This is a genomic window from Psychrobacter sp. (assembly GCF_030454045.1).
GTDB lineage: Bacteria > Pseudomonadota > Gammaproteobacteria > Pseudomonadales > Moraxellaceae > Psychrobacter.
In genome coordinates this window covers 15,246-40,162 of record NZ_JAKDJE010000015.1, presented here as the reverse complement: position 1 = coordinate 40,162, position 24,917 = coordinate 15,246, and the positions used below count along the sequence as shown (strand labels likewise).

At 44.7% G+C, this 24,917-nt stretch carries 19 protein-coding genes and 2 pseudogenes; 17 read left to right on the top strand and 4 right to left on the bottom strand.

What is annotated here, in order from left to right; genetic code table 11:
* Positions 1-80 precede the first annotated feature (80 nt).
* The 12 genes and pseudogenes from prpB to L0G63_RS04640 all read left to right on the top strand — a co-directional run bounded on the left by prpB (position 81) and on the right by L0G63_RS04640 (position 14,763).
* The gene (gene prpB / locus L0G63_RS04695) at positions 81-974 is read left to right on the top strand and encodes a methylisocitrate lyase (protein WP_301449586.1); all 894 of its coding nucleotides are present in this window, start codon (positions 81-83) and stop codon (positions 972-974) included.
* 65 nt (positions 975-1,039) lie between these two features.
* Positions 1,040-2,179, top strand: a complete 1,140-nt coding sequence (gene prpC / locus L0G63_RS04690) for a 2-methylcitrate synthase (protein ID WP_301449585.1) — start codon at positions 1,040-1,042, stop codon at positions 2,177-2,179.
* 297 nt (positions 2,180-2,476) lie between these two features.
* Positions 2,477-5,110 carry a Fe/S-dependent 2-methylisocitrate dehydratase AcnD gene (gene acnD / locus L0G63_RS04685; protein ID WP_301449593.1) on the top strand — a complete coding sequence of 878 codons (2,634 nt, stop codon included), beginning with the start codon at positions 2,477-2,479 and terminating at the stop codon, positions 5,108-5,110.
* 228 nt (positions 5,111-5,338) lie between these two features.
* A pseudogene (locus tag L0G63_RS04680) lies at positions 5,339-5,587 on the top strand (type II toxin-antitoxin system Phd/YefM family antitoxin); the annotation flags it as partial.
* Between the two features lie 119 nt (positions 5,588-5,706).
* Positions 5,707-5,967 carry a Txe/YoeB family addiction module toxin gene (locus L0G63_RS04675; protein WP_037025847.1) on the top strand — a complete coding sequence of 87 codons (261 nt, stop codon included), beginning with the start codon at positions 5,707-5,709 and terminating at the stop codon, positions 5,965-5,967.
* A gap of 80 nt (positions 5,968-6,047) precedes the next feature.
* The gene (gene prpF / locus L0G63_RS04670) at positions 6,048-7,301 is read left to right on the top strand and encodes a 2-methylaconitate cis-trans isomerase PrpF (protein WP_301449584.1); all 1,254 of its coding nucleotides are present in this window, start codon (positions 6,048-6,050) and stop codon (positions 7,299-7,301) included.
* Between the two features lie 38 nt (positions 7,302-7,339).
* Complete coding sequence (locus L0G63_RS04665) at positions 7,340-9,193, top strand: ABC transporter ATP-binding protein (RefSeq protein WP_301449583.1); 1,854 nt, start codon at positions 7,340-7,342, stop codon at positions 9,191-9,193.
* 90 nt (positions 9,194-9,283) lie between these two features.
* Positions 9,284-11,317 carry a class I SAM-dependent DNA methyltransferase gene (locus L0G63_RS04660; protein WP_301449582.1) on the top strand — a complete coding sequence of 678 codons (2,034 nt, stop codon included), beginning with the start codon at positions 9,284-9,286 and terminating at the stop codon, positions 11,315-11,317.
* A 38-nt stretch (positions 11,318-11,355) separates the two neighbouring features.
* Positions 11,356-11,826, top strand: a pseudogene (locus L0G63_RS04655) (restriction endonuclease subunit S); the annotation flags it as partial.
* Positions 11,827-12,474: a restriction endonuclease subunit S gene (locus tag L0G63_RS04650; protein WP_301449592.1), complete on the top strand. Its 648-nt coding sequence runs from the start codon at positions 11,827-11,829 to the stop codon at positions 12,472-12,474.
* Positions 12,471-13,097, top strand: a complete 627-nt coding sequence (locus tag L0G63_RS04645) for a GNAT family N-acetyltransferase (RefSeq protein WP_301449581.1) — start codon at positions 12,471-12,473, stop codon at positions 13,095-13,097. Before L0G63_RS04650 ends, L0G63_RS04645 begins: the two co-directional genes overlap by 4 nt.
* A gap of 151 nt (positions 13,098-13,248) precedes the next feature.
* Positions 13,249-14,763 carry a bifunctional 2-methylcitrate dehydratase/aconitate hydratase gene (locus L0G63_RS04640; RefSeq protein WP_301449580.1) on the top strand — a complete coding sequence of 505 codons (1,515 nt, stop codon included), beginning with the start codon at positions 13,249-13,251 and terminating at the stop codon, positions 14,761-14,763.
* A 36-nt stretch (positions 14,764-14,799) separates the two neighbouring features.
* Here L0G63_RS04640 and L0G63_RS04635 read toward each other — a convergent pair whose 3' ends face one another.
* Positions 14,800-15,591: an SDR family oxidoreductase gene (locus L0G63_RS04635; protein ID WP_301449579.1), complete on the bottom strand. Its 792-nt coding sequence runs from the start codon at positions 15,589-15,591 to the stop codon at positions 14,800-14,802.
* 204 nt (positions 15,592-15,795) lie between these two features.
* Here L0G63_RS04635 and L0G63_RS04630 point away from each other — a divergent pair, with 204 nt between their 5' ends.
* The 3 genes from L0G63_RS04630 to L0G63_RS04620 all read left to right on the top strand — a co-directional run bounded on the left by L0G63_RS04630 (position 15,796) and on the right by L0G63_RS04620 (position 20,049).
* Positions 15,796-17,175, top strand: a complete 1,380-nt coding sequence (locus tag L0G63_RS04630; RefSeq protein WP_301449578.1) for a DUF2868 domain-containing protein — start codon at positions 15,796-15,798, stop codon at positions 17,173-17,175.
* Between the two features lie 121 nt (positions 17,176-17,296).
* On the top strand, positions 17,297-18,271 hold the full coding sequence (locus L0G63_RS04625) for a sterol desaturase family protein (protein ID WP_301449577.1): 975 nt from the start codon (positions 17,297-17,299) through the stop codon (positions 18,269-18,271).
* A gap of 125 nt (positions 18,272-18,396) precedes the next feature.
* Positions 18,397-20,049, top strand: coding sequence for a DUF3482 domain-containing protein (locus tag L0G63_RS04620; protein ID WP_301449576.1), 1,653 nt, complete (start codon positions 18,397-18,399; stop codon positions 20,047-20,049).
* Positions 20,050-20,053: 4 nt separating this feature from the next.
* Here the strand turns inward: L0G63_RS04620 and L0G63_RS04615 are convergent, their stop codons facing one another.
* The 3 genes from L0G63_RS04615 to L0G63_RS04605 all read right to left on the bottom strand — a co-directional run bounded on the left by L0G63_RS04615 (position 20,054) and on the right by L0G63_RS04605 (position 23,280).
* On the bottom strand, positions 20,054-21,100 hold the full coding sequence (locus L0G63_RS04615) for an ArsA family ATPase (RefSeq protein WP_301449575.1): 1,047 nt from the start codon (positions 21,098-21,100) through the stop codon (positions 20,054-20,056).
* A 52-nt stretch (positions 21,101-21,152) separates the two neighbouring features.
* Positions 21,153-21,464 carry a cory-CC-star protein gene (locus tag L0G63_RS04610; RefSeq protein WP_301449574.1) on the bottom strand — a complete coding sequence of 104 codons (312 nt, stop codon included), beginning with the start codon at positions 21,462-21,464 and terminating at the stop codon, positions 21,153-21,155.
* 133 nt (positions 21,465-21,597) lie between these two features.
* Entirely contained in the window at positions 21,598-23,280 is a 1,683-nt protein-coding gene (locus L0G63_RS04605; RefSeq protein ID WP_301449573.1) for a carbon starvation protein A, read from the bottom strand.
* Between the two features lie 302 nt (positions 23,281-23,582).
* Between L0G63_RS04605 and L0G63_RS04600 the strand changes: the two genes are divergently transcribed.
* Both L0G63_RS04600 and L0G63_RS04595 read left to right on the top strand, forming a co-directional pair.
* Entirely contained in the window at positions 23,583-24,251 is a 669-nt protein-coding gene (locus L0G63_RS04600; protein WP_301449572.1) for a hypothetical protein, read from the top strand.
* 92 nt (positions 24,252-24,343) lie between these two features.
* Positions 24,344-24,907, top strand: a complete 564-nt coding sequence (locus L0G63_RS04595; protein ID WP_071001542.1) for a hypoxanthine-guanine phosphoribosyltransferase — start codon at positions 24,344-24,346, stop codon at positions 24,905-24,907.
* The last annotated feature ends 10 nt before the right edge of the window (positions 24,908-24,917 follow it).

Below are 24,917 nucleotides of genomic sequence, written 5' to 3'. Positions count from 1 at the left end.
CAGACGTGGATAATTGGGTATAATCAGTGACAACAATAAGATTATTTTCTATCCATACAAGCTCATGAAAGGATACTCACATGACCTCACTCTCAGCAGGTGCACGCTTTCGCAGTGCGCTTAAACAAAAAAATGATAATAACCAGCCACTACAAATTGCAGGCGCGATCAACGCCTATACCGCGATGATGGCGACCCAAGTCGGTCACCAAGCGCTGTATCTCTCTGGTGGCGGCGTGGCAAACGCGTCATTTGGTTTGCCTGACTTGGGTATGACCAGCCTTGATAATGTGCTAGAAGACGCTCGCCGTATTACGGATGCAGTCGATACGCCATTATTGGTTGATATCGATACGGGTTTTGGCGGCGCGTTTAACATTGCCCAAACTATCAGAAAAATGGAAAAGGCAGGCGTGGCAGCGGTACACATCGAAGACCAAGTGGCGCAAAAGCGCTGTGGTCATCGTCCTAACAAAGAAATCGTCAGTATCTCAGAAATGGTCGATCGCCTAAAAGCGGCATTGGATGCCAAAACAGATCCTGATTTTGTGGTGATGGCTCGTACTGATGCGCTATCGGTCGAAGGCTTAGATGCTGCTGTCGAGCGTGCCGTTGCTTTCCAAGAAGCGGGCGCAGACATGATTTTTGCAGAAGCGCTGACCGATATCGAGATGTACCACAAGTTTACCGACGTACTCGATATTCCATTGCTCGCTAACATGACCGAATTTGGTCAGACTGATCTGTACACTACTGATCAGCTGCATGGTGTGGGCGTTGATATGGTGCTCTACCCGCTGTCTGCCTTTCGCGCCATGAATAAAGCGGCACTGAATGTCTATCAACATCTATTAGATGACGGCACGCAAGAAAAAGTCGTCGATACCATGCAGACACGCATGGAGCTTTATGATTTCTTAAACTATCACGAGTTTGAGCAAACCTTAGACAAGCTGTTTGCAGATAATAAATAACCATAATAAGCAGCATTTTTCACTGTAATAACTTATAAAACGCTACCCACAAAAGGAATGTAAACATGGCAGCACAAAACCAATCAACAAAAGTATTGTCAGGCGCAGGACTTCGCGGACAAGTTGCTGGCAAGACAGCATTATCAACCGTTGGCAAATCGGGCTCTGGTCTGACCTATCGCGGCTATGATGTATCAGAGCTGGCGGATAAATGCATCTTTGAAGAAGTCGCGTATTTACTGCTATACGGTAATTTACCTACGCAAAGCGAGCTTGATGCTTATCAGGGCAAGCTCAAAAGCCTTCGCGGCCTACCACAAGCATTAAAAGACGTGCTTGAACGTATCCCAAGCGAGGCGCATCCAATGGATGTGTTACGTACAGGCTGCTCTATGCTTGGCAACCTTGAGAGCGAAACGGACTTCGCTGAGCAAAACGATAAAACCGACCGTATGCTGGCAGCTTTCCCATCTATCATTAACTACTGGTATCGCTTTAGCCATGACAACGTGCGTATCGAGACTGAGACGGATGATGCGACCATCGGCGGTCATTTCTTGCATCTGCTCAAAGGCGAAAAGCCAAACGAGCTACACGAAAAGGTCATGAACGTGTCGCTTATCCTTTATGCAGAGCATGAGTTCAACGCATCAACCTTTACTGCGCGTGTCTGTGCGTCTACTTTATCTGACATCCATTCTTGTATCACTGGCGCAATCGGTTCACTACGTGGTCCATTGCATGGCGGCGCGAATGAAGCGGCGATGGATATGATTGAGGGCTTTAGCTCAGCTGACGAAGCCGAGACAGAGATGATGGCCATGCTGGCACGTAAAGATAAAATCATGGGCTTTGGTCATGCCATCTATAGCGAATCAGATCCACGTAACGTCGTCATCAAACAGTGGTCTGAAAAACTGGCTGCTGATGTTGGTGACGAGGTGCTCTACCCTGTATCTGTGCGTGTTGAAGACGTGATGTGGCGCGAGAAAAAATTGTTTGCCAATGCTGATTTTTTCCATGCGTCAGCCTATCACTTTATGGGTATCCCGACCAAACTATTCACACCTATCTTTGTCTGCTCACGCTTGACTGGCTGGGCCGCTCACGTGTTTGAGCAACGTGCTAACAACCGTATCATTCGCCCAAGTGCTGAATATACCGGTGAAGAGCTGCGTCCAGTACCAGAGATGAGTGCGCGTTAAGTTGATTTCTTTTAAGTAGCTATTGTTACGTACTTATTATCAGCTAGCGGCAGTGCTAGCTGATACAGGTATGTCGATTGAGCCTAGCTATTATATTTTTAGGTTTGATCGTCATACGCTATTTTTTTTATAGATCATGCCATCTTAACTTTCAATATCGATTCTTTAGCAAAGCCTGCAATAACGAACGATGATTTTGCTAAAGGAATGAATTTTTATCTAATATCGACGTTTAACTACTTATTATAATTAGCCAACCGCCAAAGGTGACTTATGGACAACGCCCTCGTACAACCCATGAATGACGAATTCAAAAAACAGCTTCCTGATACTGACCTTTACTACTTTGACACCCGCGAAGCGGTCGAGCGTATCGAGGAAGGTGCTTATGACAAGCTACCATTTTGCTCAAAAGTATTGTGTGAAAACCTCGTACGCCGTTGCCCACCAGAGGATTTAACGGCAGCACTAAAGCAGCATATCGAAGGCAAGCAAGATCTTGATTTTCCGTGGTACCCTGCCCGCGTCGTTTGTCATGATATCTTGGGTCAGACGGCCTTTGTTGATTTGGCAGGCTTGCGTGATGCCATTGCTGAGCAAGGCGGTGATCCTTCTAAAGTAAACCCTATCGTGCCGACTCAGCTTATTGTTGACCATTCATTGGCCGTTGAGCACGCAGGCTTCGAAGACGACGCCTTTGAGAAAAACCGCGCGATTGAAGAGCGCCGCAACGATGACCGTTTTCACTTTATCAACTGGTGCCAGTATGCCTTTGACAATGTCAACGTCGTACCACCGGGTAACGGCATCATGCATCAGATTAACCTAGAGAAAATGTCACCTGTCGTACAAGTCGTACACAATAAAGCGGGTGAAGAAGTCGCGTTTGCCGATACGTTGGTCGGTACGGATAGTCACACGCCGATGGTGGATGCGCTAGGCGTTATCTCAATCGGTGTTGGCGGTCTAGAAGCCGAAAGCGTGATGCTGGGTAACCCTTCTTATATGCGCCTGCCTGATTATGTGGGTGTTAAATTAACAGGCAAACTGCAAAAAGGCATCACTGGTACGGATCTCGTACTGGCGATGACTGAGTTCTTACGTGATGCAGGCGTGGTCTCTACTTATATCGAATTCTTCGGTGACGGTGCACGCCAGCTAAGTGTCGGTGACCGCGCCTCTATCTCAAACATGACGCCTGAATATGGCGCCACTGCTGCGATGTTCTATATCGATGAGCAAACCATTGACTATCTGCGTCTGACGGGTCGTTCTGAGGAACAGATTAAACTGGTTGAGCAGTATGCTAAGCAGACAGGTCTATGGGCTGATGGCATGGAAAAAGCCGAATATGCACGCGTCCTTGAGTTTGATTTATCATCAGTCGGTCGTAACATGGCAGGCCCGTCGCGTCCCCATGCGCGTGTATCTACTGATGATTTGGTGGCCAAAGGCATCGCCCACGCGCCTGATCAAAAACTCCCTGAACCAAAAGATGGTCTCATGCCAGATGGCGCAGTGATTATCGCGGCGATTACCAGCTGTACCAATACCTCAAACCCTCGCAACATGGTTGCCGCAGGTCTTGTCGCCCGTAACGCGAATGCCAAAGGACTATTGCGTAAACCGTGGGTTAAGTCATCACTCGCACCCGGATCAAAAACGGTCAAGATGTACTTAGAAGAAGCAGGCCTGATGCCAGAGTTGCAAGAGATTGGCTTTGACGTGGTTGGCTTTGCCTGTACGACGTGTAACGGCATGAGCGGTGCACTTGATCCTGACATCGAAAAAGAAATCATCGACAATGATTTGTTCACTACGGCAGTGCTATCAGGTAACCGTAACTTTGATGGTCGTATCCATCCGTATGCCAAGCAAGCATTTTTGGCATCGCCGCCACTGGTTATCGCTTATGCCATCGCTGGTAACATTCGTTTTGATATCGAAAAAGACTCATTGGGCAAAGACCAAGACGGCAATGATGTGTATCTAAAAGACATCTGGTTTGATGATGAAGAAGTGGATGCCATTGTTGCTTCTGCTGTTAAGCCTGAGCAGTTTAATGCCGTATATATCCCAATGTTTGATGAAGCCAAAAAGGATACGGGCAAGGCGTTAAGCCCATTGTACGACTGGCGTGAAATGACCACGTATATTCGCCGTCCGCCGTATTGGGAAGGTCAAATGGCAGCGATGAACAAACTAAAAGGTATGCGTCCGCTTGCCGTATTAGGTGATAACATCACAACCGATCATATGTCGCCATCAAATGCTATTCTTGGTACGTCCGCAGCTGGCGAGTATTTGGACACTATGGGCTTGCCTGCCGAAGACTATAACTCATACGCGACCCATCGCGGCGACCATTTAACCGCGCAACGTGCCACCTTTGCCAACCCTAAACTATTGAACGAGATGGTACGCGATGAAGATGGTGAAGTTATCCAAGGCTCACTGGCGCGTGTTGAGCCAGAAGGTCAAGTCATGCGTATGTGGGAGGCGATTGAGACCTACATGAACCGTGAGCAGCCGCTGATCATCATCGCAGGTGATGGCTATGGTCAAGGCTCAAGCCGTGACTGGGCGGCCAAAGGCGTCCGTCTCGCTGGTGTGGAAGCGGTTGTCGCTGAAGACTTTGAGCGTATTCATCGTCAAAACTTAGTTGGCATGGGCGCGCTACCTTTACAGTTTGAGGAAGGCACGACTCGCCATACGTTAAATATCGATGGTACAGAAACCTTTGATGTCACAGGTGAAGTCTCGGCTGGCGGGTTGATGACTTTAATCATTCATCGTGCCGATGGTAGTACCACTGAGACACCTATTATCTGCCGCTTAGATACGGCTGATGAAGTAAAAATGTACAATGCTGGCGGTATGCTACAACGCTTTGCCAAAGAGTTTATCGAAGGTACGCTTGATATTGTCTAAGGCTATCCTGTAGGTTTTAACGTGATAAATAGCAGAGTACAAAATTCGCCGATGTTGTATAGCCTTATATGACATCGGCTTTTATTTGCTTTTACGTTCTATACACTGAGTTTTATCACTTACTCCTAAGTACTAGATAGTAGCTAAATATTGAGTTTACTTAACCAATGGCGTAATATGTACTATATATTGTACAAGTCATACATAATGTCATGAAAGGAGTAAGCCATGAGAGTCGTTAGTTTTTCAGAAGCCAGAAAGCACCTAAAGTCTGTTCTAGACACGGTAAACGATGATGCCAACGCCACTATCGTGACCCGCCGTGATGCCGATGATGCCGTCGTTATGTCGCTTGATTACTACAATAGCCTGATGGAAACCGTCTATTTGCTAAAATCTCCTGCCAATGCAGCGCACTTAGCGGACTCTATTGCCCAATATAAAGCTGGCAAAACGGTTACGCGTGAGCTAATTGATACGGCAGAAGATAGTGATAAAGGTGATGGTAGCAGCGATAATAATGAACATACGGATAGCGATATTGAAAGTGCTTGAGCTCAAAGACTGTAATCCATCCAAAGGCAAAGGGTCTAACAATGAGTGAACAACTAGCATGGACAGACGCTGCGTGGAAAGACTATCTGTACTGGCAAACACAAGATAAGAAGACACTCAAGCGTATTAACAAACTCATCACCGAATGTAAGCGTAATCCGTTTGAAGGCATTGGCAAACCTGAACCCCTAAAAGAAAACCTATCCGGATTTTGGTCAAGACGTATCGACGACGCCAATCGTTTGGTATATGCCGTCGATGATAACTATCTGACGATTATCTCTTGTCGCTATCATTATTAATGAGCGTTCTTAGTCGTTCGTGTTTACTTGCTGATGACGCCATACCCAATCTTATAATAATATAAAAAGGACTCAATACAGTGACCCAAACCAACTCTCAATCAAAAGCTTCTTTCGCCCCGCAAATATCCGTCCCCGCTACCTATATGCGTGGCGGCACTTCAAAAGGCACATTCTTTAAATTGTCTGATTTACCTGAGCGTTGCCAAGTTGCTGGCGAGTCACGTGATAAGTTTCTGCTACGGGTCATCGGTAGCCCTGATCCTTATGGTAAGCAAATTGACGGTCTCGGCAATGGCAGCTCTAGTACCTCAAAGACCGTTATCTTATCGGCCTCAGACAGATCCAATCACGATGTGAATTATCTGTTTGGCCAAGTTAATATCGCAAAGCCCATGATTGACTGGGCGGGCAATTGTGGCAACTTAACTGCAGCCGTTGGTGCCTGTGCCATTAATATGGGACTAGTCGCTGCCGACAAGATTGCTAATAGCATCGATGAGCATGCAGATAGCGGCATTTGTGAAGTACGCATTTGGCAAGAAAATATCGGTAAAACGATTATTGCCCATGTGCCCCTCTATAAAGATGCAAATGACAAAGTACAGGTTCAAGAGACGGGCGACTTTGAATTAGACGGTGTGACCTTCCCAGCGGCTGAAGTCAAAATTGAGTTTATCGATCCTGTAGATGCCACCAGCGACATGTTCCCTACTGGTAACTTGGTCGATGATTTCGATGTGACGGGCTGTGGTCTAAATTCTGACAGCGTCAAAGCCACCTTTATCAGCGCTGGTATCCCGACCATATTTATGAACGCAGAAGATCTGGGTTTTACCGGTACTGAGTTGCAAGGCGACATCAATAGCGATGGTGATCTACTCGCCAAGCTTGAGAAAATCCGTGCTACAGGCGGCGTAGCGATGGGATTGTTCCAAGATATCTCTGAAGCACAGACTAGCCAGCATATTCCCAAAATCGCTTGGGTAGGTGCAGCACAAAGTTATACGGCCTCTAGTGGTAAGTCGGTCGATGCAAGCGAGATTGATTTAGTCGTACGTGCCATGAGTATGGGCCAACTGCATCACGCCATGATGGGGACAGCAGCAGTCGCTATTGCCGCTGCCGCGACCACGCAAGGCACGCTTGTTAACAAAGCTGCTGGTGGTGGCGAGCTGACAGAGGTACGTTTTGGTCATCCATCAGGGGCATTGCTCGTCGGTGGTAAGACTGAGTTGGTCGATGGGCGCTGGCAAGCCAAAAAAGTGTCGATGAGTCGTTCAGCAAGGCGTATCATGGTTGGTGAAGTTTTTGTGCCTTCGGATGCGTTTTAAGCGTCGTCATGGCTTGCTTTAATTTGTGATAGAGTTTTATGCCGACATCTCCCCAACCACGCCGCGCACAGTTAGACAAAAAACCGCCAGTCGAGAAAAAAGAACGGCGGGCGCTGCTGTGGGATATCCTCAAAAAACTGGCGGTATTTGCTAAGCCTTATCGCTTGCTTATCATCGCCACCTTAGCGCTGACTGCTCTAGGCTCCTTTACCGCGCAAGTTAATGCCTTTGTACTACGTTATGCCGTTGATACCTTGACCGAAGTCGCTACCCTCGCTGAGCCTTGGGAAGCTGGCGTGCGCATGCTGACCATTATCAGTGCGGTACTCTTAACCAAAGAGATATTATCGATATTCATCTCGTTTGGGCAACGCTTCTTCGGCGAAAAGATTCGTATCAGTCTATCACGTGATTTATCGCAAAAAATCATTGAGCGCATCTTGACCTATCGGATGGCATTTTATACCAGTAGTGAAAACGACAGTGGCAAGTTGCAAACCCGTATTGACTATGGGGTTAGCAGCTTAACCAGTCTGGTACAGAACTTTTTTATCGATATGCTACCGCTGTTTGCCAATGCGATCGTGGCGCTTATCATTATGTTTTCGACCAATTTTTGGATAGGCTTGGTCGGTCTTATTATTATTCCCATTTACTTTTTTATCAGTCAAAAACAAGCCAAGCGCCTACAAGGTTTTCGTCGGCAGATGCGTGGGTTTCGAGAAGCCAAAAGCGGTTTGGTGATCTCTTTGATTAATTCGATCAGCGTGGTGAAATCCTTCGTCCGTGAGTCCATTGAGGCTGAGAAGCACTTAGCCATTCAAAAGGAAATGACTGATAATCAGCTGCGTATTCGCAGTATTGGGTTTGTTTATGATGCCATCAAAACCTTTATCGAGCAGATTGGTGTGGTAGTTATTATCTTGCTCACCGCTTATTTTGTCCTACAAGGTGAGATGACCATTGGTATGATTTTGTTTCATGTCATGCTGTTCCAAAACGTTGCCGCCCCTATCCGTCAATTACACCGCATCTACGACCAGATAAATAATGCATTGACCTATGCCGAAGGGTTTTTTGATATTTTAGAAGATGACAGCCAAGTTGAGAGCATCGCTGGTATCAGTAGCGACAACCTAAAAGGCCATATTGAACTTAAAAACGTCGATTTCACTTATCCAAACGGCACACAAGCGCTCAAAGACGTTAGCTTCACTATCAAGCCCAACCGTATCACGGCACTGGTTGGTCTCTCTGGTGCTGGCAAAAGCACTATCATCAACCTATTGGTTAAATTCTACGCGCCAGACGCTGGCACGATATGCTTGGATGGGCATGATTTGACCGATTGTGACACCCATGAGCTGCGTCAGCGTATCGGCTTGGTATTACAGAGCAATCATATTTTTTCAGGGACAATCAGTGAAAATATCCGCTACGGCGATATGAATGCCAGCAACGATGACATCATCGTTGCTGCAAAAAAAGCCTCTATACACGAGCAAATCATGTCGCTAGCAGAGGGTTACGAGAGTACGGCCAAATCTTTATCAGGCGGTCAGCAGCAGCGTATCGCGCTGGCAAGGATGTTTTTAAAAGATCCGCCCATTGTGTTTTTGGATGAGCCGACCGCCAGCCTCGACGCTATCGCCAGTCAACAAGTAAAAAAGAGCCTAGATCTGATCAAAAAAGACCGTACCGTGATTATGGTCTCGCACAATATCGCGCAAATCATCGATGCCGATGATCTGGTGGTCATAGAAAATGGCGAAGTGGTTGAGACAGGTACACATGAGGTACTTTATGCCCAACGCGGCAAATACTTTGAAATATTTAGTGCCATGTCTGATAGCTTAAATTTAGACAAAATCAGCCAAACCATCAACAGTTGATAAGTAATGAAATAATAGTATTATAGAGCGCTTTTACATACCCTCTTTAGAGTATCAGAAGATTATATCCATATTAAGGAATAGTGAGTAATGGCACAATCGATAGAACCCAATATTGCAGATTTAGCGAATGGTTGGCTCAAGACCTACAAATTAGACTATAAATTAGAGCAAGAGTTTTTAAACACTGAGATAGAAAAGGCGCTGTCTGATTACTTCACTAAAAATGGTGGAACAGGTGCAAATCGTCCTGATGCTAAGCTGCTATTACAAGATAAAAATTTGAATTATTTTCCAATACTTATTGAGTATAAAGGTTATAAAGGGAAACTAGAAAAACTCAACACTGACGGTCAAGTTGAAAATCAAACTGCTAAAAACCAGCCAAATTTTAAGAATATTAACTCATTCGCAGTGAATGGCGCAGTACATTATGCTAACGCCTTATTACATCATACCAGTTACACCGATATTATTGCTATTGGTATGACGGGCTATAAAGATGAAGGTGGAGAGATACAGCATGAAATTGGGGTCTACTATGTCTCAAAAAGCAATCTTGGCGCAGGCCAAAAAGTTGGAGAGTTTTCGGATCTATCGTTTTTAGCACCGCAAAATTTTGATAGTTTCATAGAAAAAGTAAAAACACTGACCCTATCGCAAGTAGAAATTGATAAATTAAAGGCTCAAAGAGAAAAAGAGATTGATACGAGTTTAGTCCGACTTAATAATGATATTTATCAAAATGAAAAAGGCTTAGGTGAAAATGACCGCGTTTATTTGGTTGCAGCTTCAATCATCGCAACGCTCGGCATACCAGGAAAAGTCACTCCACTTGAAAAGTCTGATTTAAAGTCTTCTATCGAAGAAGGTAGTCGTGATGGTGACATCATCCTAAGAAAGATAAAGGCTTTTTTGAATGAAAAAAAGATACCTAAGGAAAAGAAAGATCTGATTGTTAGAACATTAGAGAATACTTTAACCACAGAAAATATTAATAAAGTCATCAATGGTGAAAGCCAGCTCAAGCGAGTGTTTACTAAAATTGTCGATGACTTAGGCATATATTATAAAATTGGCTTAACCACTGACTTTACAGGTAAGCTATTTAATGAGATGTATGGCTGGCTTGGTTTTTCACAAGATAAGCTCAATGATGTGGTACTTACACCGTCTTATGTAGCAAATCTATTGGTCAAGCTGGCTCGCGTCAATAAAGATTCTTATGTGTGGGATTTTGCTACGGGTTCAGCAGGTCTACTAGTTGCTGCCATGAACGAGATGCTAGACGACGCTAAGCGCACTATTACTTCACCTGATGAGCTGGCGCAAAAAGAAATCGTAATTAAAGCGGAACAATTGCTAGGGTTAGAATTATTATCAAGCGTGTACATGCTCGCTATTCTTAATATGATCCTAATGGGTGACGGTAGCTCCAATATCTTAAATATGGATTCATTAGCTGATTTTGATGGTAATTATGGCTTTGGTAAGACCGAGGACAAATTCCCTGCTGATGCGTTTGTACTCAATCCGCCCTACTCGGCAAATGGCAATGGTATGAACTTTGTAGAGCGTGCACTTGGCATGATGAATAAGGGCTACGCGGCTATCATTATTCAAAACTCAGCAGGCTCAGGTAAAGCTATAACTTATACAAAGAAGATACTAGCCAAGCATACGCTCATCGCCAGCATCAAAATGCCAATAGATATATTTATAGGTAAAGCCAGCGTACAAACTAATATCTACGTGTTCAAAGTCAATGAACCGCATCACAAAGATGAGCCAGTCAAGTTTATTGATTTCTCAAACGATGGTTACACGCGCACCAATCGTAAAAAGGCGAGCAATAACTTAAAAGATACCAATCAAGCAAAAGAGCGTTATGAAGAGCTTGTCAACCTCGTCCGTTTTGGTAAAAGCCAACTCAATATCTTTACTGAGCAAGAGTATTATGAAGGTACAGTTGACCCCAATAATGGTGCAGATTGGAATCAATCCGCTCCTATAGATACTAAGCCTACTTTGCAAGACTTCAAAAAAACGGTCAGCGATTATCTAGCGTGGGAAGTGAGCAATATTATCAAGCAACAAAACGAGGATGATGCACCGGGAAAGTAGATACCTCACTTAACGAGCAATTAGATAATGTTGAGTGGGGTGAGTTTAAAATTGGTGATTTATTTACGGTCAGCACTGTCAAAAGCTTTGATGAAGGTAAATTGGATATTATTAAGGAGAAAAAAAAAGGTTTAATTGAATTTGTAGGCAGAACTAGGGTGAATAATGGAATAAAAGGCTATGTAAATGAGTTGAATATTAAACCTAATCCTAAAAACATTATATCTGTAAGTCAGATTGGAGCTATTGTTGCACAAATTAGAAAGCAAGAATGGTATGCAAGCCAAAATATTTTTTCGTTAAAAGCAAAAAATGATGAGAGCAATTTGATTTCTTTATATGGCGTAACAGCTATTAATAAATCTCTTAAAAACAGTTTTTCTGACGGTTATGGAAACTATCCTACACTTGCAAAGCTAATTAAAATAATAATAAAGCTACCAGTTAAAAATAATAAACCAGATTTTGAATTTATGGATAGTTTTATAGCTGATATTGAAGCTGAGCGTATGTCAAAGCTAAACTCTTATCTTGTGGCGACAGGACTTAAAGACTACACTTTAACAGCTAAAGAACAAAAAGCATTAATTGATTTTGAGCAAGCAGAATTTAAAGAATTTAAAGTCACTGATATATTTGATGTAAATAACTCTAAAAGCATTTTATCAAGAGATATTATTGCAGATAGTGGCACTACGCCGTATCTTTGCGCCAGTGCTGATAACAATGCGGTAAGTACCTATATTGCTTACGATAAACAGCATATAGATACAGGTAATTGCGTGTTTATTGGTGGGAAAACCTTTGTAGTGACCTATCAAGAACATGATTTTTATTCTAATGATAGTCACAATCTAATTTTACATCTAAAAGATGCTGAAAAAAGTAAATCAAATCAGTTGTATCTTGCAACCTGCGTCAAAAAAGGCTTGTCACATAAATACTCTTGGGGAGATAGCATCAGTAATAGAAAAATTCAAAAAGATATAATATCCTTGCCAGTAAAAAACGAACAGCCCGATTACGCAATCATGGAGACGCTCATATCCGCCATGAAAAAACTGGTGATAAAAGACGTAATTTTATACGTGAACAATAAAACGCAGCAGTATTCTCCAAATATTTTGAATAACTCGTCAGAAGCTAGACCATTATGAATTGTGAATTTTCTATCAAAACCTTTGATGAGCTGACCTCAGTTGACCTTTACCATATCCTAAAAGCACGCTCGCAGGTTTTTGTCGTCGAACAAAACTGCGCCTACCAAGATATGGATGAGGTCGACTTTGACTGCTTGCATCTGATTGCCCATCAAAACGCTGCCTTGGTCGGCTATTGCCGCATTGTCCCGCCTGAATTCAACACCCTAAAATCCAATCTATCGGTCGCCGACCCTACGATCAAGACCAACCACACTGCCATGCCTGCCATCGGTAGAGTGCTTGTGTTATCAGAGCACAGAGGTGACGGCCTAGCACGCCAAATAATGACTCAGGCTATTGCTCATTGCCGCAAAAAATACGGTAAAAAGCGTCCGATTATTATCTCGGCACAGGCCTACCTGCTTAGTTTTTATGAGTCTTTGGGTTTTGTACCTGAAGGTGAGCATTATCTTGAAGATAATATCGAGCATGTGAAGATGGTGCTATACGTTGCTAAGAAAAAAAAAGTAAGAAAAGAAAGTGTGGATACTGCGTCAACCACGACCAAAGTTTTAAGCTTCCTGCTGTTTATTATAGCAGCGCTGTTTATTTTAGGTCTGCTCTATTTGATGATTTAAACGGCCTACAAAGTTTTACTTCTTAACACAATTCAGTCTGGTTGTTCCATATTGAGTATGCTACTTTTGAATGATAACCGCTTTAAAAGGATGACTGCGAGCATGGGTCAACAAAGCGAAAAATTAGCACACTCAAGGAAGAGGAACCACTATGTCCACGACAAATGACGCCACCGTAGAGAGCAATATCCGTCCAGAATATGACGATGAAATCCAAAAAATCGCCGATTATGTGCTCAATTATTCCATAGATAACGAGTCACCAAAACCCACTGATGCATGGCGTACTGCACGCCATTGTCTCATGGATACCATCGGCTGCGGACTACTGGCACTGCGCTTCCCTGAGTGTACCAAGCATTTGGGGCCTGATTGCCCTGATCAAATAACGCCGCATGGCGCTCGCGTCCCTGGCACCTCCTATAGACTAGACCCCATTAAAGCCGCTTTTGACATCGGCTGTATGGTGCGCTGGCTTGACTATAATGATACGTGGCTCGCTGCTGAGTGGGGTCATCCGTCTGATAACTTGGGCGGCATCTTGGCGGTCGCCGACTATATCAGTCAAAAAAATATCAGCCAAGGGCAAGCATCTCTGACCATGAGGGCCGTGCTTGAGGCGATGATCATGGCGCATGAGATCCAAGGCGTCATGGCACTCGAAAACTCATTCAACCGTGTGGGTCTTGATCATGTGTTCTTGGTAAAGTTGGCCTCAACTGCGGTGGTCGCCAAACTCTATCAGCTGCCACGCGAGCGCATCATGGCAGCGATCTCACAAGCCATCGTCGATGGTCAGGCACTGCGCACCTATCGTCATGCACCCAACGCGGGCAGCCGAAAATCATGGGCGGCAGGTGATGCAACCAGCCGTGCGGTACGTCTGGTAGATATCACCGCACGTGGTGAAATGGGTGTCCCTGGCGCACTAACCGCACCGCAATGGGGGTTTTATGATGTGCTGTTTAGCCATACCAATAAAGATCTTGCAACCAAACCTGAAGACGAGCGTCGATTTACCTTTCAGCGTGACTTTGGCAGTTATGTGATGGAAAACATCTTATTTAAAATCAGCTTTCCCGCTGAATTTCATGCGCAGACTGCTTGTGAAGCGGCGGTTATTTTGCATCCACATGTGAGAGGTCGAATTGATGAGATCGAAAAAATTGTCCTAACCACGCATGATTCAGCAATTCGCATCATCTCAAAAGAGGGCGCGCTTGCTAACCCAGCTGATCGGGATCACTGCTTACAATATATGGTGGCTGTGCCACTATTGACAGGCGATTTGATGGCGGAGAACTATGAGGATGACTATCACGAAGAGCATTTATCAATCGATGAGCTACGCGAAAAAATGGTGGTAGAAGAAGACGCACAGTATTCAAAAGATTACCATGACCCCAGTAAGCGCTCTATTGCCAATGCCATTCAAATATTCTTCAAAGATGGTAGTAGCACAGAAAAAGTCGCCATCGAGTATCCTATCGGTCATAAACGCCGCCGTGCCGAGGGCATTCCTATACTTGAGGCAAAGTTCCGAGCCAGCTTGGCTACTCGCTTTATCGACAGTCGGTGTCAGCAAATCATTGAGCTGTGTGACGATCAAGAAAAATTGGAGCAAACGCCAGTGAATGAGTTTATGGACTTATTTATGGCTTATTAGTGTTTTAACAAGATAACCACCCTATCATTTGTATCATTACCAAGGTATCGACTCTCCTGCCCAATCGACAAAACTGCCTGATTGGGCAGCCGTCATTCCTGATAGCACTTCCAATAAACACTCGGCGCTATACGCTGGCGAGAATAGATGTCCTTCAGCGACGTTGCCTTGAAACGGCGCGGACAGTTGGGTATTCACGGTACCCGGTTGCATAACGACTACGCACACCTCTTTGAGTGATCGGCCCCATTCGATACTCAAGTTTTTCATCCCCATATTGAGTGCCGCCTTGCTCATTCTATAACTATACCAGCCGCCAAGTTGATTGTCCGTGATACTACCGACACGAGCTGATATGGTCGCAAAAATAGCTGGATGCTCAGCGCTGCGTTCAGCTTTGGCGAGCAACGGTTTGATATGCTTGGCTATCAGCAAGCTTGCTAGTGCATTGATTTGCATGTTCTGTAAAAAGAACTCCGTTTCAATCTGCCTCAAGGCCTTTTCTGGCTGCGCAGTCTTGGTATGTAATAATCCTACGCAGTTGATTACCCAATCGACATGACCCATTGTCTGCTTGATGGTGTCGGCCGCTTTTTGGATACTTTCTTCATCACTGATATTCATGGGTAACCAGTGTAGATTTTCTGCTTCAAAGTTCGGCTCACTGCGATGATAAGTGGCGAATACTTGTGTACTATGTCTTTTAGCAGATGCGCCGTCAGTTTGATCGGCCGCTGACTCTTGTACCAGCTGCTTGACCATGGCCTGACCAATACCGCCCGTTCCGCCGATGATAAGATAGGTTTTATTATTCATGTCGTTATTCATATGCTACCCTCACTCTTTTTATACAGCTCTTAGCACGTGTTGGTTTGTTTATTCATTTTGGCTGATTTTACGAGTGTTTGCTATGATAAAAATAATAGACATTATTCTCATTCTATATACGCTACAATAATTTTTAGCGATTAAACCCGCATTTTTTGCTTTCCATTACTTATATTGACGTTCTTATACGGATATCAGCGCCTTATGCTATCACCCCAAGACCAACTGACCGAGCTGGTACGTGCCTTAGAGACTGATCAGCACGTCTTTGCCACTGACCCGTTACTGATCACGGAAAAGCTACAGAGCGAGGATGGCACACCTATCCAAAAGCTGCATCGACGGGCCTCACGCATTGATAGCAATGGGGCGCTTGCGCGGGTACTGGGTAAGATTGAGGGTCGCATAAAAGGCCTCGTGATTGTGATGAGTGTGGTGTGGTGTATCTCAGGGTTTTTGGGATTGTTCACGCTATTGCAGTCCAATGTGGTGAACTTCTTTTATGTATTGGTTTGCTTGCTTGGTTTTCATACCATTATGCTTGGTGGCTGGCTGGTGATGACACTCATCAATCGAGACCAGCAATCGCCCAGTTGGTTTGCCAGCTTTGTCAGTCCCAGCTATCTCATACGCGGTAAAGACGATGTGACCAAGGCGGCCGTCGATCTGTATGAGCGCCAATTGCAGCACAGCGGTATGCGCTGGTATTTGGGCCGGTTTAGCCATCAGTTATGGCTTGCGACGTTGACTGGCATGCTGCTTGCGATTATATTCTTGTTGGTTGTGCGTCAGTATAGCTTTAGCTGGGAGTCGACCCTACTCTCTGATCAGGCGCTGGTGAGCTTAACGCAAATACTCGGCTGGCTACCAGGCATGGTTGGTTTTGATGTGCCAGACAGCACAGCGATTGCACAAAGCAGGTTGGTCACAGAAGCGATGCCATTGTCTGTGGCGCGGCAGTGGGCAGGATTGCTAGTCGGTAGCTTGCTGATGTACGGTATTGTCCCGCGTGCGATAGCATGGGTATTTTGTGCCTTGATGTTCCGCCGCAAAAAGATGCGCTTGGATATCAAGCAACCGTATTACCAAAAGATCATAAATTTTTGGCAGCGTCAGGTGGTTGATGCCGATGACTTTACGGAAGCACCCGCACCTGTCGCGCCCAAAGCGGCGGTAAGTGCAGGCAAGAAACTGGTCGCCTTGCTTGAATATCCTTCAAATCAGGATAACTGGTGGCAGTCAGGGCTTGATGGCAGTCATCATGGTTTTCAACAATCAAGTGAGGTTGAGGATTTTGGTATTGTCGATGACCGTGATGATATGGCACGGCTAAAAAACTACTTAGACGAGCACCCTGTGCAAGTCCTATTAGGTATCCATAGCAAAGCGCTGCCTGACCGAGGTACGCTACGCAAACTTGATCAAATCGCCGCTCATGCAAAAGATGGTCTTATTGTACAGCTGCTTAGTGATGCTGATTTGACACATGAGGATGAACCAGTGGATAAGCAAGCTGTACGCTATCAGCAGTGGCAAACAGCGCTCTCTGCGCGAAAAATTGGCTTGGTAGATATTGATTCTTAAAGTTTTTGAATGCGATACTTAATAGTAATTATTTTTATAAAAGGGACGAAATAAACCAGTAATATAGAAAGTAGTTATCTCTTGGGTAACAAGGATGTTTTATAGTGGCTAGGAGCCAAATATGTCAACAGACAACACCCTCTTAACATCAGGTGAGTATGGTCAGATATTGGATAATTACAAAGAGGCGTTAAACCAAAGTATCTTAACCGCTGCACCAGAGTCATGGCAGCCAATGCTGGCAAGTATCTTACCTGCTCACTGGCAAGAATGGCTGTTACCGCTGGCTGGTGGCCCATTTTTCTTATTGTTTTTGGCAGAGTGGTTTTATCAGTCTAAGCGTGGGAAAAATGAAAGCTTTAGCTGGCGCCGTGCGATGACCAATTTTAGCCTGGGCGGCTCTTATCTCGGATTTGAATTGATTGTCCAAGCACTTATTGTGCTGCCTATTTGCTTGTGGCTATATCAATACCGACTATTCACTATTGAGGTGACATGGCTGACGGCCATACCCATATTTGTCGCGGTTGAGTTCAGCTATTACTGGTTTCACCGTGCCTCACACCGCATGAATTGGTTTTGGTCAGCGCATGTTGTGCACCATTCAGATGATAAGATGAATTTATCCACCGCCATGCGCCAAAGCCTGCTGTACTCGGTGACAGGTTGGTGGTTATTTTTCGTCCCGCTGATGATATTGGGTGTGCATCCTATCTGGGTATTTTTCTTTTATGCATTAGATTTGATTTATCAGTTCTTTATTCATACCGAGACGGTGGTGAAATTTCCAAAATGGGTTGAGTATATCTTTGACACCCCATCCAATCACCGCGCCCATCATGGTACCAATAGTGAATATATTGACCAAAATTATGGCGGCGTTCTTATTATTTTTGATCGTTGGTTTGGCACTTATGTAGAAGAAGACGCCGTCAATAATCCCGTCAAATATGGGGCTGTTGGTGAGACCAGTCACGATAATATTGTTGGTCTGATATTTGGGGTGTTTTACCGAATGTGGCAGCGGTTTTTTCGTGCCAAGGGTATTAAGAAAAAAATCAAGGTACTACTGCGACCACCTACAGCAATCTCATAGCGTATCATGGATACATAAAATACAGTTTACGATATGGACACTACGCATCCAGAACCAACATGCCACCAGATTTGTTTTACAATAAATGGCTAAAGTTTGATCATCAATAACAATAAGACGCGACTATGAATAATGACAATAAAAACCAAAATCACGAGCATCACACGCCTACAGGTCTTTTTGCAGACAAGGCGTTGCCCAGCGACTCAAATAATAACGCCAAGACCTCGCATTCGACAGTGTCAAAAACGGCCGCCCAGTCTAGGGTAACTCATGATAATCAATCTATATCAACTGAATCAGTACCGCCAGCCACCACCAATGTGACAAAAAAAACCATCGCCAGTGGTGAGGCGCTAAAATTGGCGGTCGTGGGACACACCAATACCGGTAAGACCTCCATATTGCGCACGTTACTGCGTGATGTCTATTTTGGTGAAGTCAAAAACGAAGCGGCCACCACGCGTCATGTGGAACAAGCCAAACTCACAGACAGCCAAACGGGTGAGGTGCTAGTAGCACTATACGACACACCAGGCCTAGAGGACGCTTCAGGGCTGATGGACTGGTTGGAGGACAACACCGCCAGTCGCCGTGATGGTATTGAGCGTTTGCAGCAGTTTTTGGCATCAGATATCGCTCAAGGTGCAGATAGCGGTGTTCTAGACAGCTATGATTATAGCCAAGAAGCAAAAGTGATTCGTCAGCTGCTGGCAAGTGATATGGCCATTTATGTCGTCGATGCGCGTGAGCCGGTATTGGGCAAGTATAAAGATGAGCTAGCGATTTTATCGTGGGCTGCCATTCCGGTGATGCCTGTCTTTAACTTTACCGACAGTCAGAATGCCAATATTGATGATTGGCAAACCATGCTGGCAAGACGCAATCTACATATTTCCACACGTTTTGATTCCGTTGCTTTTGAATTTGAAGATGAGATGCATCTTTGGCAAAACCTAGCCACTATGCTCACTCATTCTGAGATGCTTGAGCAATTGATGCAGCGCCGGACTGAAGATTGGGCGCAGTTGTATGATGAGGCCAATATTATTATTGCTGACTTTTTATTGAATGTCGCTTCTTTTGTACGCGAGATCAATGAAGATGACGACCCGATGCCTGTATTAGAACAAATGCAAGAAGCAGTTAGACAAAGTGAGCGTGCAATGCAGCACAATTTACTTAACCTCTATAAGTTTTATGACAATGCCGTTGCAGCCACCCCACTTGAATTACAAGCCTATCAGCAAGATCCATTCGACCCTGAGCTACTCAAGAGCTATGGTATCCGTACCACTTCTGGCGCAGCAGCGGGCGCGCTGTTAGGGTTGGGTATTGATGCAGCAGCGCTAGGTACGACATTGGGCTTGGGTGCAGCGATAGGCGGTATCGCAGGCGGGTTATTGTCTAATACCAGTAGTATTGCCGATAGAATCACTGGGGTAAAACGCTTATATATCGATCCTGCCACTCTAACCTTACTCGCCACGCGCGCGATAGATTTGCTTACCGCGCTGCGCCATCGTGGTCATGCAGCAACTGATGCCACGCAATTGCTATATAAAGGGGAAAAAACCAATATTGAGCAAGCGTTAGATGACGACGGCCATACCGTCACGCCATGGCCGACACACAAACTACCAAGCGAGCTCAAAAAAGCGCGCGGCAAACCGCAGTGGTCATCGCTTAGTAGCGGTAAATCCGAGCAGGCTCAGCTATTACGTGCCGATATGGCGTGGTCGCTGGCGAGCAAATTACAATCACGTGAGTCTGAGTGACCAGCTAGCATGAAGCCTCTAGCAAGGTACTTAATGCATCTGTACCGCGTACGTCTGTTTTTTGCAAATAGATTGGGTATAGCGAATAATTGGGAAAACTGCTTTCAATATCTTGCAGTAGCTGTTGCTGGCGCTCGGCGCGATGCTGCCAAAACGCATCCGCCTGCGTCGGTTTGATTAGTTGATTGACTACTATCGCCGCTGGCGGCAGTTTACTGTCCTCTAATTGTGAGACAGCGCGTTTGGTCTCAGCCAGTGGTAACACGTCGGCCGTCATAACCAACACAATTGCCGTTTGTGTACGATCATGCAGCAGCAGTCCTGCTTGACGAAATAACTGCTTGCGCTTTTCTAGCACGGATACCGCTTGCTCCCAGCGATCAGGCTTTTTTGCGGCAAACGGATTGGCCACATGGTTCTTTTGAGCGCTATCCGTTTGACTGCTTTTTTGATTGTGACTGTCTAAATGGTTCGCCACCGAGCGCAATTTGGCTTGCCGCCTTTGCTGTGCCAATAATCCATCTGTCCACGCGCCCATCATCTCAGGCAATACCAACAAACGCAATGTATGGCCAGTTGGCGCGGTATCAAATATGATATGTTCATATTTCTTATCAGAGTTGGCATCTGCGGCGCAGACGAGATGCTGACACATGGACTCGAGCATCGCTGCTTCTTGGGCGCCGGGTGCTGATTTTGATAGCCTCAGATGCTCACGAATTTTGGGCATCATATCTGGATTGGCATAGGATTTAATCGTACGCTCAACTTGAGAAAAGTGCTCGTCAACGATTACATCAGGATTTAACTCAATGGCATCTAAATAAGGTGATATTGCTGTTTTTGCGTTATTAAGCTGTGTATCCAACACGTCGCCCAAGCTGTGTGCTGGATCGGTTGAGACAATCAGCGTCTTTTGCTGCTGGCTTGCGTAATAACTGGCAAGTGCGGCGGCAGTAGTGGTTTTTCCCACACCGCCCTTACCGCCGATAAATATAATCGGTTGTGCTTTTAGTTGTTCTACTAATGTATGTAGAGGATGTAATGCCATATTTTTATCTCATTTCTTATATTATTTTTATTTTTCAATCATAAATAAACGATTAGCAGCAGCCAACATGGTCAAATGGGCATCTATCCATACCCATGCGCGTGTGCCATTCGTGAAAGTTTTCTAAAAATAACGGCTGTAACTCTAAGGTATAAAAGCTGGCAGGATTATCAATGCCTAAGCTTTCAGCAAACATCAGCAGCATAAAGAAATCTTCTTCATCACGGGCAGCACGTGCCATCGTTTGGCGATAAGGTGCATGATAAAACTCATTGAGTCCTGCCACAAATCGTTGCCACCATGGCTGAGTACTCTCTAGTGGTTGGGCGTTTTCTATATCATTTGATGTGTTTTTATTTTCCATAATTCGCTTATACCCTACTTATTTCTTATTACCTATCATGCCTATGTGATACAAAAAACGCCAGCAATTGCTGCTAGCGCTTTTTATTTGATAGAAGGTTTTGATGTAATAGACACTCAAATCTGTTTAGCGTTTAAATGTCACCGCTTTTACCTTTGTGTATTGACCACTCTTTACGCAGTACCGACAGACTCTCAAACGTCACCAAAATCGTTGCGATCAAGATAATGATGTCCATAATGATCAGCAGCCAATTGCCATCAGTGAAGAAAGTTTTGAGCTGAATAAGTAGTGCAAATACCGTCATGACTAGCAAGAACGACAATGGCGCTAAAGTGTACCAAACTGGTTTGCCTTTACGTAACAAGATAACCGTTACGATCATTAGTGTTAACGCCGCCATTAGCTGGTTAGTCGTACCAAATAGTGGCCAGATAATCATACCACCAGCACCATCAATACCGCCCGCGCCGAATGCTAATAGCAAGCAGCTGCCGACAGCAAGCAGGGTTGCAACGAAGCCTTTGTTCAATGCAGGCAAGTTATAAAACTCACCAAACTCTTGGAAAATATAGCGTTGCAGGCGTACACCAGTATCCATCGTGGTACCAGCAAACAATGCTGCCATTACTGTAAGCATCGTCTGTGATAGCACGATATCGATACCGACACCAGCGTTTAGAATGGTTGCACCGCCATCAATAAACGCGCCAATAGAGCCGTCGCCAAATTTTTGATAAACCGCTTGCCAGTCTCCAAGGGTCGCAAAACCTGCCGTGGCTGCCAAAATCGCGCCAAGTGCTAGCATACCTTCGCCCAGCGCCCCAAAGTAACCAACAAAACGTGCGTCTTCTTCTTTGTCAATCTGCTTAGAGGTCGTCCCTGTCGCCACCAATCCGTGAAATCCTGAGATTGCACCGCAAGCAATGGTCACAAACAACAATGGCATGAGTGATGGTGTGCCAGCTGGCAGCGCTGTGTTTACTGCTGGCGCGACAATATTTGGCGTACCAATGAAAATCGCGGCGTACAATAGAATCAAGCCAACGAACAACTGCAAGCCATTGATATAATCGCGCGGTTGCAGCAGCATCCAGACAGGCAACAATGATGCAATTGCCGCATAAGTAAACAAAATGAGAATCCAAACCGCATTATCAGGCAAGCCAAAGACCGTTTCAGGCAACACAATTGGGAACATAGGGCCAAGATAGATCAGACCGTATAAAGCACTGACCCCGATAAGAGAGACCCAAATCAGATTCATCTTGTAGCGATAGATACACTGACCAATGACAAAGGCCACCACCAATGCGCCCCAAACAGGCAATACAGCAGATGGCGTTTTGATCATCATGTTAGCGATAGCAACACCAAACACCGCGTTGACCATCAATAGTAATAAGAAAATAACCACCATCATCAAGCTACGGACACGGGTCCCCATGACCGTACCAGCAATAGAGCCAATTGACTGACCTCGATTGCGCATACTTGCCCAAATGGCCGACATATCATGCACACCCGCCATAAAAATCGTACCGAGCACCACCCAAATGATGGCTGGTACCCAGCCCCAAATCACGGCAATGGCAGGACCAATAATCGGTGCAGCGCCTGCCACCGAGGTAAAATGGTGCCCCCATAGTACATATTTATTGGTAGGAACATAATCGACCCCGTCTTTCATCGTATGCGCTGGCGTGGGACGGCTGTTATCCAATGCTAAAATTTTAGTGGCAATGAATTTTGAGTAAAATAGGTAGCCGCAAAGCATGGCAGCTACACCGAATAAAAGTACAATAGCACTATTCATCTCATCTCTCCCTAGACAGGTAGTAGGTAGTCTTATAAGTTCAAGCTTTTTAAATCAAAATATAAAAAATATGCTAAATTAGTGTGCAGTGAGTGACTCCTCTCACCTGTCATCGTATAAATCGTCGGAATCTTGCGAGACTAGTATTCATCGGTAAAATCTGGAACTTTACTATTCAGGCACATCGCTAATTAGCATATATTGTGGTGAGCCTTTGTCAAAAATTCTGGTTAAATGGTAACCGATTTCACGACAAATGTAACGTTCGTAAGGCATGAAAAATAACAATTAAAGGAAGCATAATGGCACATTATTTTGGATTCGTACCCTCAGATAAATTAAAAGCATTAATCAGCGAGGCCGAACAAGTCGTTGCTTCAAATGAGCAAGTAGAATATTACCCTTACCGTGATGCGCTCACACATCAGACTGCACGAGATCTGACAGATAATTTGCTTGTGGGTTTGGTTGAAATTATTCCAAATCCTGAGCGTCAAGCGGCCATGCGCAAGATTGTTGCCACCATTGAACGTGCCACAGATACCCTACTCAATATCTTGTTGGGTAAAGAAAGTAACGAAGATGTGCTGCCAAGCTTTCACTTTTTGAGAGATCAGGCAACTTTTATTGATAATGAAGGCGTAAAACGTATTGGATTTAAATTGTCAGAAACAGATGCTAGAACTATCGTTGAAGGCTTTGCTGCTATCACACCAGAGCACGTAGATAGAGCCAAGTTTAAAACAGCGCTCAAAACCATGAATGACGCGACATTAACCCATTTCGTCAGCCACTACGCTGAAACGTTAAAATTAGGTATGATCAAACGCAAATCAGTGCCAGTTGCCAAATCTGCGATTGATAAAGGAATGAATATGGCGCTTAACAAGCTACTACCTGATCTACCAGATGACTCGCTCAATCGTTTGGCGAATTATTACCGTCCATTTATCATTGAAAAACCAGAGTAATTGCTAAATTTTGATAAAGTGGTTATATAACATTGGGAAAATTTACCAAAACTTGTTAAAATACTTGGCATTTTTCACCAAAGGTGCGCCCGATGACCCAAATCAGCAATCAAGAAATCGAAAAAACATTACGTAACTCAGAGTGCCTGATCAGCAGTATAGAAGTAGCGGCTGCTTATGAGCGTTTGGCTGCTCAGCTCAACCTACACTACGCTGGTCTGAACCCAATTGTGATGGTTGTCATGAACGGTGGATTAATTCCAGCTGGTCAACTATTGACGCATCTGACATTCTATCATCGTATGCACTATATCCATGCGACACGCTATCGTGACAATGAAGGTACTGACGATCTTGATTGGAAATTCAAGCCTGATGTGAGTATCGAAGGCGAGCATGTCTTGTTGATTGATGATATTTTTGACGAAGGCATCACTCTAAAGGCTGTTGTCGAAGAGCTAAATAAAGAAAAACCATTATCTCTCGAGTCTTGTGTGCTGCTAAACAAGCAGCATGACCGCAAAGTTGCCGATTTTGATGTTGATTTCGTCGGTATTAATGTCGCAGATCGTTATGTCTATGGCTGTGGTATGGACTTCCATGGTTACTTGCGTCACCTACCAGGTATCTACGCTATCAAAGAAGATAAAGTTTAAACCTGATATT